Here is a 15,037-nt window from a genome sequence, read left to right on the forward strand (position 1 = left end):
TCACCCCATGATCGGCAGCAGCCCGCTCAGATCCGCCCGCTCGCCACTCGCACTGACCTTCGCCTCTTCTACGGCGTCCTTCCACGACGTCCGCCCGGTCGCGAGCCGGAGCCAGGTCAGGGGGTCGGTCTCGACGACGTTGGGCGGGGTGCCGCGGGTGTGCCGGGGTCCTTCGACGCACTGCACGACGGCATACGGCGGGATGCGCACCTCGGTCGAGCCGCCGGGCGCCTTCACGGCCAGCGCGTCGGCCAGCAGCCGGGTGCAGGCGGCGAGGGCCTGGCGGTCGTAGGAGATGTCGAGGCCGGGGACGGCGGCGTTCAGGTCGTCGGTGTGAACGACGAGTTCGACGGTGCGGGTGACCAGGTAGTCGGCGAGGGGCATGGCGCCGGCGTTGGTTTCGAGGAGTCGGGTGCCGGGGTGGGTGTCGAGGTGCTCGGTGAGGGTCTGCTCGATGTCGGCGAGGTAGGTGTCGAGGTCGGGGTGTTGTGTGGCGAGGGTGTGGGTGAAGTCCGCGATGGCCGAGGAGTTGGCCGCGGTGGCGAAGGGCCAGTCGAGGATTACGGCGTTCTGCGCGGGCGGGGCCGGGTGGTCCAGGGCGCGGTGGACTGCGGTGACCGCCATGCCGATGTGTGCGATCAGCTCACGTACGGTCCACTCCCCGAGCCGGGTGGGCAGCGCGAGTTGCTCGGAGGTGAGCGTCCCCACGGCCTGGCGTACGTTCTCGAACTGGGCGAGGACCGCGGTGCGGGTCTTGACGGGGTCGTAGGTACGCGCGCGCTTCTTGGCCGGGGGCATGGCGGTGAGCCTAATCCTGGCGTTGCCGCACCGACGTACCGTCAGCCGGAAGTCGTCACCTCGGCCGGTGTCCGAAACGGCCGACTCGCGCCTCGGTTCCCGAAAGCCGGATACCCCGGCAGCGGGGCCACCTCCCAGCCTCCGGCGACCTCACGCAACAACAACCGCATGGTCTTCGCGAGCGCCGGGAACTCCTCCAGCGTGCTCGCCGTCTCCCAGCGATGCCGCAGCACTTGGCGCCTCGTCGGGACCGGCCGCCGAGTCCGGTGCAGCGGCTCGTCCTCCGCTGTGCGGGGCAGCATCCTCACCGTCGCGTCCACCGTCCAGACCGCTATGGCCTGCCGCATGCCGGTCTGCCACACCTCGTCCTCGGCCAGCGCCGGGTACACACCGACGACCTCCGCGCGGTACGCCTGCTCGATCTCCGCGGCGATCCCGGCCGGCAGGGTGAAGACGCACCAGCAGGTGGAGAACGGCATCCGGCAGTACGCGGCCGTCAGGAACACCGACTGGTAGCCGGCCGCTTCGAAGTCGATCAGCCGCAGCCCCTGTGAGGTGAGCAGGTTGTTGTCGGGACAGGTGTCACCCGGGGTGAAGGCCGGATACTCCTCCCCACCCGCTGTCCCGATCCGGGCCAACTCCCCTGCAAGGCCCGGCGGAACGGCGATTCCGGCGCCGTCGAGCAGCGCGAGCAGATCAGTGGCCCTCTGCGCGATCCACGGCTCGTCCCCCCAGGACCGCATGCCCTTGTCGTACCGGGACCACAGCCGCGCGAGATCGGCACGCCGGTGCACCGACGCGGCGGCCAGTTGCCCGAGCCCGCGGGCCCAGGCCAGCAACCCGCTCTCCGCGGCCGTCGGATCGCTCCCGAGCAGAACGTCCGCCAGGGTAGGCGCGTTTCCGAGATCCGCCATGACCAGCAGGGGAACCTCGGGGTCCACACCCAGCACCTCGGGACCGGCGATCCCGAGAGACAGCCCGGCGGCCTCAGCCGTGAAGCCGCGCAGGGACTCCGGCTCGTTGCCGAACGCCTTGACGATCACGGTGCCGCCACCGGCCGTCTCGCAACGCAACACGGTGCTGCGCGAGCTGCCGCCCAGGTCGACCGGGCCGGACAACTCGACATCCAACAGTTTGCCGGCGGCACGCAAGATCGACTCCACCCCGGCATTCTGCCATCGGCAGCTTGAACCAGGCGGATTCCGGGGCCAGTTGGGGCGTAGTCATGGGGCAGATGTTGATCGACGGCCTCGACCGCGGCGAGCGGAGCGCATAACAGACAGCTAGGCCTTGGACAGCTGGAACATGGCCGCGGCCGGGAACTTCAGGTCGGCGCAGTCGCGGCGGGCGGCGACATCCGTGACGTACGCCTTGAAGAGGGCCTGGAGTCGCTTCTGGACGACCTTGTCGTACGGATAGTCGATGCTCAGCGTGTGGACGGCCGGCTGTCCGGCGCAGGTGGAGGAGGCCCACCACACGTCCTCCTCGCCGTCGTGGCCCGCGGTGCCGGGGCTCAACGACGTGTGTTCCCTGCCGAAGTGGTCCGTCGCGACCTCGCGTGCCTCGTCGCCGAAGTAGGACTCGGTCCGCAGCCAGAAGGGCGCGAGCCGGATCACGTCGTCGAGGCTGTCGCCGCCGACTTCGTCCTTGCCGAGGTCGGGCCACATCCTGCGCACCTCCTTGCTGCTCACCCCGAGCAGGCAGCTCTCCTCCTGCGCGTGGGCGGCGGCAGGGGTGGCCAGGGCGCGGTCGGGAAGACGCCAACGACCCTTCGCCGCGATGTATCCGGCGTACCAGCCGCACGTTCCGCCGGCCGACTTCGCGCTCACCAACTTCGCGCTGGGCGTGGGAAGTTCGGCAGGAAGTGCGGGCAGCGCGGCCTTGCAGCCCAGCTTCTTGGCCGCCCGTACGGCCGCGGTGCGGGCCAGCCCGGCAAGCGTTCTGCGGTCGGCGTCCGTGACCGGGGCGTCCTCGAAGTACTTGGCCACGGTCATGGTGTTGATGGAGGTCGTCCCGCCGGACTTGTCGGTGCACTTGGCCTTCACGACGGCGGCGTTGCCGTAGTACACACCCAGCCGCCCGTCACCGATCGGGTACGCCCCCGTCTGCTCGGCCTCCCGTGTGACGTCGGCGTCCGGCGCCCCGCCCAATATCCCGAACGGGTCGTCCCACCCGCTCACCAACTGCGCGAAGTCGTCGCTCGGGTTCGACCAGACCGAGAGCAGGAAGTGGTTGTACGTGGTGCCCGGCTTCCCGACCCGGTAGATCTCACACCGCGCGGGCATCGAGGCCGTACCGAGGCCGCCCATCGAGTCGTTGTCCTCGCTGCCCGCCCGCACCCTCGTCGTACCGCCGTCGAGGTCCAGCACCTGGTCGGGGTCGACGAGCCCGGCGCAGGCCTTCGCGATCCGGTCCCGGCTGGCGGACCGGTCGAATTGGTCCCTCGTCTCCAGCCACAGCCCCCAGCCACCCGCACCGACCCCGAACACCGCTGCCACAGCCACGAGTTGGTTGACGGCGTTGCGCCGACGGCTCCCTCGGTCCGGAGTCAGCCAGCGGGAACGCGGAAAGGGCACCCGGGCACGCTCGGAGGAATCAGGCGTGTGTTCACTGTCGAAACTCACGCGCACCTCCGGCCGCCGCCGAACTCGCGCATTCCCACCGGTACTTCCACGTTCCCGCTCCCCCGTTCCTCGCCCACGAATCGCCGAAGTTAGCACAAGCGAAGGCCCTGCCCGGATCCCGGACAGGGCCTTCACATGCATGCGTTCCTACGACGGTCTACGCCAGCAGCGCCGGGATCGTCCCCTCGTGCGCCTCGCGCAGTTCCTCCAGGGAGAGTGCGAACTCGCCCTGGATCTCGACCGATTCACCGTCGACGACACCGATGCGCGTGGCCGGCAGACCCCGCGCCCCGCACATGTCGTTGAAGCGCAGTTCCTCCGAGCGAGGGATCGCCACGACCGCGCGGCCCGCCGACTCCGAGAAGAGGAACGTGAACGCGTCCAGACCGTCCGGGACGATCAGGCGTGCGCCCTTCTCGCCCAACAGGGCCGATTCCACTACCGCTTGGATCAGACCGCCGTCGGACAGGTCGTGCGCGGAGTCGATCATGCCGTCGCGGGAGGCGGAGATCAGGATCTCGGCCAGCAGGCGCTCGCGCTCCAGGTCGACCTTCGGGGGCAGGCCGCCGAGGTGGTCGTGGACGACCTGGGACCAGGCCGAGCCACCGAACTCCTCGCGTGTGTCACCGAGGAGGTAGATCAGCTGGCCTTCCTCCTGGAACGCCACCGGCGTGCGCCGCGCGACATCGTCGATGACGCCCAACACCGCGACGACCGGGGTCGGGTGGATGGCGACCTCGCCCGTCTGGTTGTAGAGGGAGACATTGCCGCCCGTCACCGGCGTGCCCAACTGCTGGCAGGCGTCCGCCAGTCCACGGATCGCCTCCGCGAACTGCCACATCACCGCCGGGTCTTCGGGCGAACCGAAGTTCAGGCAGTCGGAGACGGCGAGCGGCTTCGCGCCCGTCGTCGCCACGTTGCGGTAGGCCTCCGAGAGCGCCAACTGCGCGCCCGCGTACGGGTCCAGCTTCGCGTACCGGCCGTTGCCGTCCGTCGCGATGGCGACCCCGAGGCCGGTCTCCTCGTCGATGCGGATCATGCCCGAGTCCTCGGGCTGCGCCAGCACCGTGTTGCCCTGCACGAAGTGGTCGTACTGAGACGTGATCCACTTCTTGGACGCCTGGTTCGGCGACGACACCAGCGCCAGGACCTGGGACTTCAGCTCCTCCGAAGTCCCGGGCCGGGCAAGCTTGTTGGCGTCGTCCGCCTGGAGCGCGTCCTGCCACTCGGGGCGGGCGTACGGGCGCTCGTAGACCGGGCCGTCGTGCGCGACCGTGCGCGGGTCGACGTCCACGATCTTGCCGCCGTGCCAGAAGATCTCCAGGCGATCGCCGTCGGTCACCTCACCGATGACCGTGGCGATGACGTCCCACTTCTCGCAGATCTCCAGGAAGCGGTCGACCTTCGACGGTTCGACGACCGCGCACATCCGCTCCTGCGACTCGCTCATGAGGATTTCCTCGGGCGAGAGCGTGGAGTCACGGAGGGGGACGTCGTCCAGGGTGACCGTCATGCCGCCGGAGCCGTTGGACGCCAACTCGCTTGTGGCGCACGACAGTCCGGCCGCACCCAGGTCCTGGATGCCGACGACCAGCTTCTCGGCGAAGGCCTCGAGCGTGCACTCGATGAGGAGCTTCTCCTGGAAGGGGTCGCCCACCTGGACCGCCGGACGCTTCGACGGCTTCGCGTCGTCGAAGGTCTCGGAGGCGAGGATGGACGCGCCGCCGATGCCGTCGCCGCCCGTGCGGGCGCCGTAGAGGATGACCTTGTTGCCCGCGCCGGAGGCCTTCGCGAGGTGGATGTCCTCGTGCCGCATGACGCCGATGGCGCCCGCGTTGACCAGCGGGTTGCCCTGGTAGCAGGCGTCGAAGACGACCTCGCCGCCGATGTTCGGCAGGCCCAGGCAGTTGCCGTAGCCGCCGATGCCCGCGACGACGCCTGGGAGGACGCGCTTGGTGTCCGGGTGGTCCGCCGCACCGAAGCGCAGGGGGTCGACGACCGCCACCGGGCGGGCGCCCATCGCGATGATGTCGCGGACGATGCCGCCGACGCCCGTGGCCGCGCCCTGATACGGCTCCACGTACGACGGGTGATTGTGGGACTCGACCTTGAACGTGACCGCGTAGCCCTGGCCGACGTCCACCACGCCCGCGTTCTCGCCGATGCCCACGAGCAGCGCGTCGGACTGCGGGGCCTTCTCGCCGAACTGGCGGAGGTGGACCTTGGAGGACTTGTAGCTGCAGTGCTCGGACCACATGACCGAGTACATGGCGAGCTCGGCACCGGTGGGCCGGCGGCCGAGGATCTCCACGACCCGCTCGTACTCGTCCTTCTTCAGGCCGAGTTCGGCCCAGGGCAGCTCGACGTCGGGGGTCTCGGCCGCGTGCTCGACCGTGTCCAGAGGCGTCCGGCTCATGCGTTGACCAGCTTCTTGAGGATCGAGGTGAAGAAGGGGAGGCCGTCGGTGCGGCCGGACCCGACGAGCGGCTCGACGGCGTGCTCGGGGTGCGGCATGAGGCCCACGACGTTCCCGGCGGCGTTCGTGATGCCCGCGATGTCGCGCAGCGAGCCGTTCGGGTTCACGTCGACGTAGCGGAAGACGACGCGGCCCTCCGCCTCCAGCTCGTCGAGCGTGTGCTCGTCGGCGACGTAGCGGCCGTCCATGTTCTTCAGCGGGATGTGGATCTCCTGGCCGGACACGTAGTCGCTGGTCCAGGCGGTGTCCGCGTTCTCCACCCGCAGTTTCTGGTCACGGCAGATGAAGTGGAGGTGGTTGTTGCCGAGCATCGCGCCGGGGAGGAGGTGCGCCTCGGTGAGGATCTGGAAGCCGTTGCAGATGCCGAGGACGGGGAGTCCCGACTTCGCCTGCTCGATGACCGTCTCCATCACCGGCGAGAAACGGGAGATGGCGCCCGCGCGCAGATAGTCGCCGTAGGAAAAACCGCCCGGGAGGACGACCGCGTCGACCTGGTGGAGGTTCTTGTCCTTGTGCCAGAGGGCGACCGGTTCGGCGCCGGCGAGGCGGATCGCGCGCTGGGTGTCGCGGTCGTCGAGGCTGCCGGGGAAAGTGACGACGCCAATACGAGCGGTCACTTGGCGGCCTCCGCCACTTCTTCCACCTTGACGGTGAAGTCCTCGATCACCGTGTTGGCGAGGAAGGATTCCGCAAGATCGTGGATGCGGGCGAGCGCGGCCTCGTCGACCGGGCCGTCAACTTCCAGTTCGAATCGCTTTCCCTGACGTACGTCGGAGATGCCTTCGAAACCCAGGCGTGGCAGCGCACGCTGGACCGCCTGGCCCTGGGGGTCGAGGATCTCCGGCTTGAGCATGACGTCGACTACGACGCGTGCCACTGGCACTCCCGGTGTTGTGGTGCTGAGCGTGTTCCTGCGGGTCTTCGACAGGTGTCTTCAGACTACCCGCACAAAATTTCTACGCGGGTAGAGTTGTAGGAATCTACGTGATGACCATCACGATCCGGTGTCGGGCGGGGGTCTTCACGAAAAGTTCAGGGAAAGATCCCGGATCGATGCCGGTTCCCTATTGCGCGGAGACACGCGGGAAGATTTAGTCGGGCTTCACATTGCATTGCCGGGCACTGTACAAATGAATTGGCAATAGCCGATACTTTGCCCAATAACAGGCGGACAGTCGACATCTCCGCACCTCCGTGGCGTCTCTGTACGTCCCTGCGGATAGTGCGGTCGGAGGTGTCGCACGAAGGGACCGATATTCGTGGCGCAGAAGGTCGTGGTCACTCTCTTTGACGACATCGACGGCTCGGAAGCGGCGGAAACGATCGCCTTCGGGCTCGACGGCAAGTCGTACGAGATCGACCTGAATCAAGCCAATGCCAAGAAACTGCGTAAGGCGCTCGCGCCGTACGTGGACGCAGGTCGCAAGCGGTCGAGGTCGGGCAAGGCCTACCGCCAGACCGAGGTGGCCCCCGACCCGGCAGCCGTCCGGGCCTGGGCGCAGGCGAACAAGATGGACGTGCCGGCGCGCGGACGCATCCCCAAGAAGGTCTACGAGGCGTTCGCCGCAGCGCAGTAGAAGTCCGCGTGAAGCTGGGCCGACGGCCGGTCATCGGCCCCTCGGGACAACCGACTTGCGCTGCACCCCTCCTGGTCAGCTAGAGTTCGGAGCACGCCGAGGGGCGAGGCCGAAAGGCCCAGCTCACGGAGTACACGCGGGTGTAGTTCAGTAGCAGAACATCCCCCTTCCAGGGGGAAGGCGCAGTGTGCAATTCCTGTCACCCGCTCTGCATCGCCGTCCGGACCACTGTTGTGGATCGGGTAGGCTGGTGCTCGCACCGACCGGTGAGAGCCGATCGGATGCATTGCGGACGTAGCTCAGTTGGTAGAGCGCAACCTTGCCAAGGTTGAGGTCGCCAGTTCGAACCTGGTCGTCCGCTCCAGCGAAAGACCCCGGTCCAGTGGACCGGGGTTTTTGCTGTGCCCGATCCGCATCAACAGATCGTCCCCGTCTGACATTTGTCATGCCGAGTGATGACAGCGCGCACTGCTCCCGGCCGCCGATCGCCGGGACGCTGAAGTCATGGACACCAACGAACACGAACACGTGATTGAGGTCACTGACCTACGCCGTGTGTACGGGGGCGGGTTCGAGGCTGTGCGGGGGATCACCTTCTCCGTGCGACGCGGCGAGGTCTTCGCGCTCCTGGGCACCAATGGGGCGGGCAAGACGTCCACGGTCGAACTGCTGGAAGGGCTCGCGGCGCCGTCCGGCGGGCGGGTGCGCGTCCTCGGCCACGATCCCTACGCCGAGCGGGCCGCCGTACGGCCGCGGACCGGGGTGATGTTGCAGGAGGGCGGGTTTCCGTCCGAGCTGACCGTCGCGGAGACCGCGCGGATGTGGGCCGGCTGCACGAGCGGGGCGCGGCCCGAGGCGGAGGCGCTCGCGCTGGTCGGACTCGCCCGGCGGGCGGACGTACGGGTGAAGCAGTTGTCCGGGGGTGAACGGCGGCGGCTCGACCTCGCGCTCGCGCTGCTCGGTGAGCCCGAGGTGCTCTTCCTCGACGAGCCGACGACCGGTCTTGACGCCAAAGGGCGCCGGGACACCTGGGAGTTGGTGCGGGCGCTGCGGGACGGCGGGACCACCGTGCTGCTGACCACGCACTATCTGGAGGAGGCCGAGGGGCTCGCCGACCGGCTCGCGATCCTGAGCGAGGGGCGGATCGCGGTCACGGGGACACCGGCCGAGGTCACGGCGGGACGGCCGTCGCGGATCTCCTTCGAACTGCCCTCGGGCTATTTCGTGGGGGACCTGCCGCCGCTCGGCGAGCTGGGGGTCGTCGGGCACGAGGTGGCCGGGGGAGTCGTACGACTGGAGACGCACGAGTTGCAGCGGGCGGCCACCGGGCTGTTGGTGTGGGCCGAGCGGGCGCGGATCGAGTTGGGGCGGCTGGAGGTGCGGTCGGCCTCGCTGGAGGAGGCGTTCCTGGGGATCGCGCGGGAGCAGGAGGTGGCGGTATGAGTGCCGTGGCAACTACTCCGGTACGGCGGCTGCGGGCGCTGGGGCGGGCCGAGCTGAGCCTGCTCGGGCGGAACCGGAATGCGGTGGTCACGGCGCTGTTCGTGCCGCTGGCGCTGCCGTTCAGCGTGCGGCCGGCGGTCGACCAGATGGATCTGAAGGGGGAGGGACTGTCGGTCGGCTCGGTGATGCTCACCGCCGCGATCGGGTTCTCGCTGCTCTTCGCCGTGTACTCGTCCCTGGTCAGCGCGTTTGTCGCGCGCCGGGAGGAACTCGTCCTCAAGCGGCTGCGCACCGGGGAGCTCGGCGACTCCGAGATCCTCGCCGGCACCGCGCTCCCGGCGGTGTGCCTCGGGCTCGTGCAGTCGCTGCTGCTGGCCGTGGCGTGCGTGGTGCTCCTCGACGCCGGGGCCCCGAAGATGCCCCAACTCGTCGTCCTGGGGCTGCTGTTCGGGCTCTTCCTGTCCGCCGCGCTGGCCGCCCTCACGGCGAGTGTGACCAGGACGGCGGAGAGCGCGCAGGTGACCGCGCTGCCGGTGGTGCTGGTGTCCATGATGGGATCCGGGATCATCGTCCCGCTCCAGCTCCTGTCCGACCGGGTCGCCGACGTCTGCCAGTTCCTGCCCCTCTCCCCCGTGATCCGGCTGGTCGGCGGCGGCTGGAACGGCGACCTGTCCGGCTACGACGCTCTCGGCGCCGTCCTGACCGCTCTGGCCTGGACCGTCCTCGCGGTGTTTGCTGTACGGCGGTGGTTCCGCTGGGAACCGCGGCGCTGAGGTACGAGGGGTACGGGGAGCACGAGGAAATGCGAACGTCGGGAGTCTCGACCGGTTGGTGGGGGCGGAAGAGCACGCCCGGGAAGGTCGAGACGTACACCCGGTGGTCCTTCCACTTCTTCGCGGTGGTCGAGGTCGCGGCCGTCGGGCTGCCGGCCTTCGCCCAGGCCGGGACCGGGCTCGCGGCCTGGCTGCCGGCGGTCGTGGTCGTGCACGCCGTGCTCTGTTCCCGGACCGCCTCCCAGGCCCTCGACTGGACCCGCGGCAGACGTGAGCAGCCCGTACGACTGCTGGGGGCGCTCGGCGCGGTCACCGTGCTGATCGCCGTCGGCTCGGTCGTCCTCTCGGAGCGGGGCCCCGGCGGGGAGCATGTGGCGGCCGCCGCGAACACGGTCTTCGTGGGGGTGCTGAGTTTCGGCGCCGGCACGCTCACGCTCGGGGTCCGCGGCCGGTGGCACGTCCTCTCGGTCGTGGCGGGGAGCGTGGCCGGCGCGTTGCTCGTGCAGCTCCCGCTGGGCGTGGCCGCCCCCGCCGCACTCGGCACCGCGTTCGCCGTCCTCGTCACCTGCGGCGGCCTCGCCTTCACCTCCGTCTTCTCCGTCTGGCTCCTCGACGCCGTCTACGAACTCGACGAGGCCCGCGAGACCCGCGCCCGCCTCGCCGTCGCCGAGGAACGGCTTCGCTTCGGCCGCGACCTGCACGACGTGATGGGCCGCAACCTGTCGGTGATCGCCCTGAAGAGCGAACTCGCGGTGCAGCTCGCGCGGCGTGGGCGGACCGAGGCCGTGGAGCAGATGATCGAGGTCCAGCGGATCGCGCGGGAGTCGCAACGGGAAGTACGCGATGTCGTACGGGGCTACCGCGAGGCCGATCTCCGGCTCGAACTGGCCGGTGCGCAGGGCGTGTTGAGTGCGGCCGGGATCGAGTGCGAGGTCACCGGGGACGCGGCCGGGCTGCCGGTCGAGGTGCAGTCGGCGCTCGGGTGGGTGGTCCGGGAGGCGACGACCAATGTGCTGCGGCACGGGGACGCGGGGCGGTGCGCGGTCGCGGTGCGGGTGGTGGAGGGGCATGTGGTGTTGACCGTGGAGAACGACGGGGCCGAGGGGGCGGGGGGTGGCGGTGACTCCGTCGGCGGTGGCGGTGGTGCTGGTGGTGGGGGCGGCCTCGGCGGTGCGGGCGCTGGCGGCCGTGGCGGTAGCGGTGGCGGAGACGCCGGTGAAGGCTTCGACGGCGGCGGCAAGGGCGGGGCGGGGCTCGTGGGGTTGCGGGAGCGGCTGACCGCGGTCGGCGGGGAGTTGGAGGCGGGGGCTGTGGACGGCGACCGGTTCCGGGTGGTGGCCACGGTGCCGCTGCCCGCGGCGACGGGGACGAGGACCGGGACGGAGGGCGTCACGTCATGACCTCACCCGTCGTACGACTCCTCCTCGCCGACGACGAGCACCTCATCCGGGGTGCGCTCGCCGCGCTGCTCGGGCTTGAGGACGATCTCGTGGTGGTGGCCGAGGCGGCGACCGGGCCCGAGGCGTTGGCGATGGCCAGGGCGCATGAGCCGGATGTGGCGGTGCTCGATCTTCAGATGCCGGGGGCGGACGGTGTGAAGGTCGCCACATCGCTGCGGGCCGAACTGCCCGGCTGCCGGGTGCTGATCGTGACCGGGCACGGCCGGCCCGGGCATCTGAAACGGGCGCTCGCTGCGGGTGTGCGCGGGTTCGTGCCGAAGACGGTCAGCGCGCAGCGGCTCGCGGAGATCATCCGCACGGTGCACGCCGGAAACCGTTACATCGACCCCGAGTTGGCCGCCGACGCGATCTCCGCCGGGGACTCGCCGCTCACCGCCCGCGAGGCCGAGGTCCTGGAGCTGGCCGCCGACGGGGCGCCGGTCGCGGAGATCGCCGAACGGGCCGCGCTGTCCCAGGGCACCGTACGGAACTATCTCTCCTCCGCCGTCTCGAAACTCGGTGCCGAGAACCGTCATACGGCAGTGCGTCTCGCACGCGAGCGAGGTTGGGTATAGTTGCTCTCGCGCCACGGCGCAGCGCGGACGTAGCTCAGTTGGTAGAGCGCAACCTTGCCAAGGTTGAGGTCGCCAGTTCGAACCTGGTCGTCCGCTCGGGAACAAGACCCCGGTCCACTGGACCGGGGTCTTTTCGTGCGACTAACTCCAGCTCAGGCCCGTCAGACGCTCGTACGCCTCGATGTACTTCGCGCGGGTCGCGTCCACGACCTGCTGCGGCAGCGGCGGCGGGGGCTGCTCGCTCTTGCGGTCCCAGCCCGACTCCGGGCCGGTCAGCCAGTCGCGCACGAACTGCTTGTCGTACGACGGCTGCGCGCGGCCCGGCTCCCAGGTCTCGGCCGGCCAGAAGCGGGACGAGTCCGGGGTGAGGACCTCGTCGGCCGCGATCAGCGTCTCGCCGTCGAAGCCGAACTCGAACTTGGTGTCCGCGAGGATGATGCCCCGGTCACGGGCGATGTCCCGGGCCCGGCCGTAGACGGCGAGGGTCGCCTGGCGCAGCTGCGCGGCGGTGTCGGCGCCGACCTGACGCGCGACCTCCTCGTACGACACGTTCTCGTCGTGCTCCCCTACGGCCGCCTTGGTGGCCGGGGTGAAGATCGGCGCGGGGAGTTCGCTGCCGTCGACCAGGCCCTCGGGGAGGGCGAGGCCGCAGACCGTGCGGGACTCGTTGTACTCGAGCAGACCGGAGCCGGTGAGGTAGCCGCGGGCCACGCACTCCACCGGGACCATCTGGAGCGACTTGCAGATGAGGGTGCGGCCCGCCCAGTCGGCGGGGGCGCCGGGCGGGAGTTCGGTGCCGAGGACGTGGTTGGGGATCAGGTCGGCGAGCTGGTCGAACCACCAGAGCGAGAGCTGGGTGAGGACGCGGCCCTTGTCGGGGATCTCCGTGGGGAGCACCCAGTCGTACGCGGACATGCGGTCGCTGGCGACCATCACGAGGTCGCCCGCCTCGTTCTGATACAGCTCGCGCACCTTGCCGGTGTGGAGGTGCGTCAGGCCCGGAACCTGGAGCGGCTCGGGCTTTTCTACGAATCCGGACACGGGTTCCTCCAGTGGGTCTCTCCAACTGGCTCGATTGTCCCGTATGCGCGGCCGCCTCCGGACGGGGGGCTGGCTGAGCAGGTCAGTCGTGCTTGCAGATGCGGTCCAGGAGGTTGGCCGTGGCGCGCTGGACACGGGCGTCCACGTGGCCGGGGCGGTCCAGGGCCGGTGACCAGGCGAAGGTGCCGGAGGCGAAGACGAGGGAGCCGGACGGCGCCCGGTACAGGGAGGTCTCCTGGTGTCGGAGGGCGCCCTCGCTGTCCGCGTACGGGGAGTGGGCGAGCAGGATGCGCTCCTCGTGCTCGGGGAGCTGGGTGCGCGGGAAGTACCGGTCGGCCTCGCCCGCGACCAGGCCCTCGATGCCGTCGCCCTCGCCAGCGCCGGTCGCCTCCCACAGCCAGTGGTCGGCGTTGCGGACGATTAAAGGGTGCGGCTCGGGCACGCGGCCCGCGTACTGGATGCCGACCAACTGCTGCTCGGGGCGGTCGACTTCGCGCCACAGCGCCGAGCGGCCCGGGCCCCGGCGCTTGCGGCAGGTGAGCAGGCGGTCCGGGACGCCGGACGGGGAGGGCCCCAACTCCACTTGCCAGTACATGGTGTTGGCGGAGAGGAAGACGAGGGAGGTGCCGTGCTCGCGGGCGCCTTCGACGGTACGGCGCATGTGCGTCGACCAGTACTCGTCGTGGCCCGGGAAGACCAACCCCCGGTAACGGGTGGGGTCTACGCGGCCCGAGTGCAGGTCGCGGGCGTCGGCGTAGGCGAGGTCGTAGCCGTAGCGCTCGGCCCAGCGGATGAAGTCGTAGGCGTGGCCCACGTGGAGGGGCAGGCCCGCGCCCGCGTACGGGCGGTCGAAGGAGACCGTGGTCGCGGCCTCGGACTCGCCGAGCAGCCGGCCGTCGGCATCCCAGGCGTGGTAGAGGCTCGCGCCGGTGTGACCGTCCTCCGGGTAGAGGTTGTAGGCCTGCCAGGTGATGTCGGGCAGGAGGAGGAGCAGGTCGGCGGGGTGGTTGTCGCGGACCGTGAAGGGGATGTGGGAGCGGTAGCCGTCGGCCGTGGTGAGGACGGCGACGTAGGCGCCGATGCTCCAGTAGGTCGGGATCTGCAACCGCCAGGACAGCCACCAGTGGTGGCAGGACACCGTGCGGTCGGCGGTGAGCGGTGGGGGCTGGACGATGCCCGAGAGGCGGGGGCTGGTGGTGATCTTGGCGGCGCCGTCACCGCCGTAGTGGCCGATGCGGTAGATGTCTACGCCGAACTCCTGGGGCGGGTCGACCGTGACGTGGAAGTCGAGTGCCTCGCCGGGGGCGACCGCACTGGCCGAGGTGAAGCCCTTGATCTGGCGGCGGACGTCGTCGGCGGAGCGGGGGCCGCCGCCCCCGGACGCGCGCGGGGCGGGGAGCTTGGGGGCGTTTCTGCCGGAGCTGCGGGGGGTGTGCGCCGGGGTCGGGTCGACGTACCAGGGGACGACGTGGCCGGTGTCGTCGAAGTAGGTCTCGCTGCCCCGGAGCCAGGGGACGGGGCCCTGTCCGAAGGGGTCCGTGACGGCGTGCGCCAGCGCTCCCGACTCCCAGCGGCGGATCTGCTCCGACCCCATGGTCGTCCCCTCCCTCGTGCCCCCGCGGTGATCCTTCGTTCAGCTGTCGTATGCCGTAAGCCTTTGCCAGATACAGGGCGGCGTACGGGATCGGCCCCAGCACATCACATTAAGCACGCACTCTGTCACTGGTCGTTGCTAATTGACCGAAAGTGGAAGCACAGGTTCCGTCAGGATCTCGGGGTCGGGTGACTCGGATTCAGACGAGCCGGACCGGCTTCTCGGGGCGTATGCCCAGGTCGATCAGCCACGCCCGCAACGGAGCCGGGTCGCCGTCCTCTACGAGGCTGAGCACCCTCGGGGTGAGATCGGCCGCCCTCTCGCCGTTGACGAGCAGCGTCGGACCGTCCAGCCAGTCGAGCCCCGGGGTCGCGCCGGCCGTGTCCATCGCGGCGCAGCACACCATCGCCGTGACGTGATCGGCGAGCAACTCCCGTCCGGTGCGGGGTGGTTGGAGCGGGAAGAGGGGCAGCGAGCCGTCGTCCCAGAGCGCGGTGTCGGGGCCCTGCCCCGGCGGGGCCGAGCTGATCGGCGGGGTGGCCACTTCCTCGCGCGCCAACTCGGCGGTGAGGCCTGCGGCGAGGGCCGCGCTGTGGGGGGAGCCGCTTTCGCCGAGTTCTTCGTCGTCGTCCGCGGCCATCGCCTTGTAGGGCTCCGGGGAGGGGGTGGAGTTGTGAGGGGTGGGGCTGGGCGGGGC

13 protein-coding genes, 3 tRNA genes and 1 pseudogene are annotated in these 15,037 nt (G+C 70.1%); 8 read left to right on the forward strand and 9 right to left on the reverse strand.

What is annotated here, in order from left to right; translation table 11 throughout:
• The 6 genes from OO70_RS42295 to purS form a co-directional block, all read right to left on the reverse strand.
• The gene (locus OO70_RS42295) at nucleotides 1-798 is read right to left on the reverse strand and encodes a maleylpyruvate isomerase family mycothiol-dependent enzyme (RefSeq protein ID WP_043684185.1); all 798 of its coding nucleotides are present in this window, start codon (nucleotides 796-798) and stop codon (nucleotides 1-3) included.
• A 41-nt stretch (nucleotides 799-839) separates the two neighbouring features.
• Nucleotides 840-1,961, reverse strand: a complete 1,122-nt coding sequence (locus tag OO70_RS42300) for a hypothetical protein (RefSeq protein WP_043684186.1) — start codon at nucleotides 1,959-1,961, stop codon at nucleotides 840-842.
• A 120-nt stretch (nucleotides 1,962-2,081) separates the two neighbouring features.
• Nucleotides 2,082-3,374, reverse strand: a complete 1,293-nt coding sequence (locus OO70_RS53135; RefSeq protein ID WP_158711584.1) for a hypothetical protein — start codon at nucleotides 3,372-3,374, stop codon at nucleotides 2,082-2,084.
• 205 nt (nucleotides 3,375-3,579) lie between these two features.
• Entirely contained in the window at nucleotides 3,580-5,838 is a 2,259-nt protein-coding gene (gene purL, locus OO70_RS42310; RefSeq protein WP_043684188.1) for a phosphoribosylformylglycinamidine synthase subunit PurL, read from the reverse strand.
• The gene (gene purQ, locus OO70_RS42315; RefSeq protein WP_043684189.1) at nucleotides 5,835-6,515 is read right to left on the reverse strand and encodes a phosphoribosylformylglycinamidine synthase subunit PurQ; all 681 of its coding nucleotides are present in this window, start codon (nucleotides 6,513-6,515) and stop codon (nucleotides 5,835-5,837) included. The genes purL and purQ overlap by 4 nt, the downstream gene beginning before the upstream one ends.
• Complete coding sequence (gene purS / locus OO70_RS42320; protein WP_015659417.1) at nucleotides 6,512-6,775, reverse strand: phosphoribosylformylglycinamidine synthase subunit PurS; 264 nt, start codon at nucleotides 6,773-6,775, stop codon at nucleotides 6,512-6,514. Before purS ends, purQ begins: the two co-directional genes overlap by 4 nt.
• Nucleotides 6,776-7,157: 382 nt before the next feature.
• On the opposite strand from purS, the gene OO70_RS42325 reads away from it, so the two are divergent.
• From OO70_RS42325 to OO70_RS42360, 8 genes are all read left to right on the forward strand, one after another.
• The gene (locus tag OO70_RS42325; protein WP_019073805.1) at nucleotides 7,158-7,475 is read left to right on the forward strand and encodes a histone-like nucleoid-structuring protein Lsr2; all 318 of its coding nucleotides are present in this window, start codon (nucleotides 7,158-7,160) and stop codon (nucleotides 7,473-7,475) included.
• A gap of 136 nt (nucleotides 7,476-7,611) precedes the next feature.
• Nucleotides 7,612-7,683 (forward strand) — tRNA-Gly (locus tag OO70_RS42330).
• An 80-nt stretch (nucleotides 7,684-7,763) separates the two neighbouring features.
• Nucleotides 7,764-7,839, forward strand: a tRNA-Gly gene (locus OO70_RS42335).
• Between the two features lie 140 nt (nucleotides 7,840-7,979).
• A complete protein-coding gene (locus tag OO70_RS42340) occupies nucleotides 7,980-8,918 on the forward strand; it encodes an ABC transporter ATP-binding protein (RefSeq protein WP_043684192.1) in 939 nt (312 codons plus the stop codon).
• Complete coding sequence (locus OO70_RS42345; protein ID WP_043684194.1) at nucleotides 8,915-9,691, forward strand: ABC transporter permease; 777 nt, start codon at nucleotides 8,915-8,917, stop codon at nucleotides 9,689-9,691. Before OO70_RS42340 ends, OO70_RS42345 begins: the two co-directional genes overlap by 4 nt.
• 29 nt (nucleotides 9,692-9,720) lie before the next feature.
• Nucleotides 9,721-11,091 (forward strand): sensor histidine kinase, encoded by a 1,371-nt coding sequence (locus tag OO70_RS42350; RefSeq protein WP_043684230.1) that lies wholly within the window; start codon nucleotides 9,721-9,723, stop codon nucleotides 11,089-11,091.
• Nucleotides 11,088-11,705: a response regulator transcription factor gene (locus OO70_RS42355; RefSeq protein WP_043684196.1), complete on the forward strand. Its 618-nt coding sequence runs from the start codon at nucleotides 11,088-11,090 to the stop codon at nucleotides 11,703-11,705. The genes OO70_RS42350 and OO70_RS42355 overlap by 4 nt, the downstream gene beginning before the upstream one ends.
• Nucleotides 11,706-11,728: 23 nt before the next feature.
• Nucleotides 11,729-11,801, forward strand: a tRNA-Gly gene (locus tag OO70_RS42360).
• Nucleotides 11,802-11,846: 45 nt separating this feature from the next.
• Here the strand turns inward: OO70_RS42360 and OO70_RS42365 are convergent.
• The 3 genes and pseudogenes from OO70_RS42365 to OO70_RS42375 form a co-directional block, all read right to left on the reverse strand.
• The gene (locus OO70_RS42365) at nucleotides 11,847-12,746 is read right to left on the reverse strand and encodes a phosphoribosylaminoimidazolesuccinocarboxamide synthase (RefSeq protein WP_043684198.1); all 900 of its coding nucleotides are present in this window, start codon (nucleotides 12,744-12,746) and stop codon (nucleotides 11,847-11,849) included.
• A gap of 82 nt (nucleotides 12,747-12,828) precedes the next feature.
• A complete protein-coding gene (locus OO70_RS42370; protein WP_043684200.1) occupies nucleotides 12,829-14,340 on the reverse strand; it encodes a N,N-dimethylformamidase beta subunit family domain-containing protein in 1,512 nt (503 codons plus the stop codon).
• Between the two features lie 199 nt (nucleotides 14,341-14,539).
• Nucleotides 14,540-15,037, reverse strand: a pseudogene (locus OO70_RS42375) (hypothetical protein); the annotation flags it as partial.

The organism is Streptomyces xylophagus (genome assembly GCF_000716435.1).
GTDB classification, from domain to species: domain Bacteria; phylum Actinomycetota; class Actinomycetes; order Streptomycetales; family Streptomycetaceae; genus Streptomyces; species Streptomyces xylophagus.

Excerpts from the sequence above, each read along its gene's own strand:
- OO70_RS42355 (WP_043684196.1), top strand. The coding sequence starts at position 11,088 with ATGACCTCACCCGTCGTACGACTCCTCCTCGCCGACGACGAGCACCTC.
- OO70_RS42345 (WP_043684194.1), top strand. The coding sequence starts at position 8,915 with ATGAGTGCCGTGGCAACTACTCCGGTACGGCGGCTGCGGGCGCTGGGG.
- OO70_RS42340 (WP_043684192.1), top strand. The coding sequence starts at position 7,980 with ATGGACACCAACGAACACGAACACGTGATTGAGGTCACTGACCTACGC.
- OO70_RS42370 (WP_043684200.1), bottom strand. The coding sequence starts at position 14,340 with ATGGGGTCGGAGCAGATCCGCCGCTGGGAGTCGGGAGCGCTGGCGCAC.
- purL (WP_043684188.1), bottom strand. The coding sequence starts at position 5,838 with ATGAGCCGGACGCCTCTGGACACGGTCGAGCACGCGGCCGAGACCCCC.
- OO70_RS42350 (WP_043684230.1), top strand. The coding sequence starts at position 9,721 with ATGCGAACGTCGGGAGTCTCGACCGGTTGGTGGGGGCGGAAGAGCACG.
- OO70_RS42295 (WP_043684185.1), bottom strand. The coding sequence starts at position 798 with ATGCCCCCGGCCAAGAAGCGCGCGCGTACCTACGACCCCGTCAAGACC.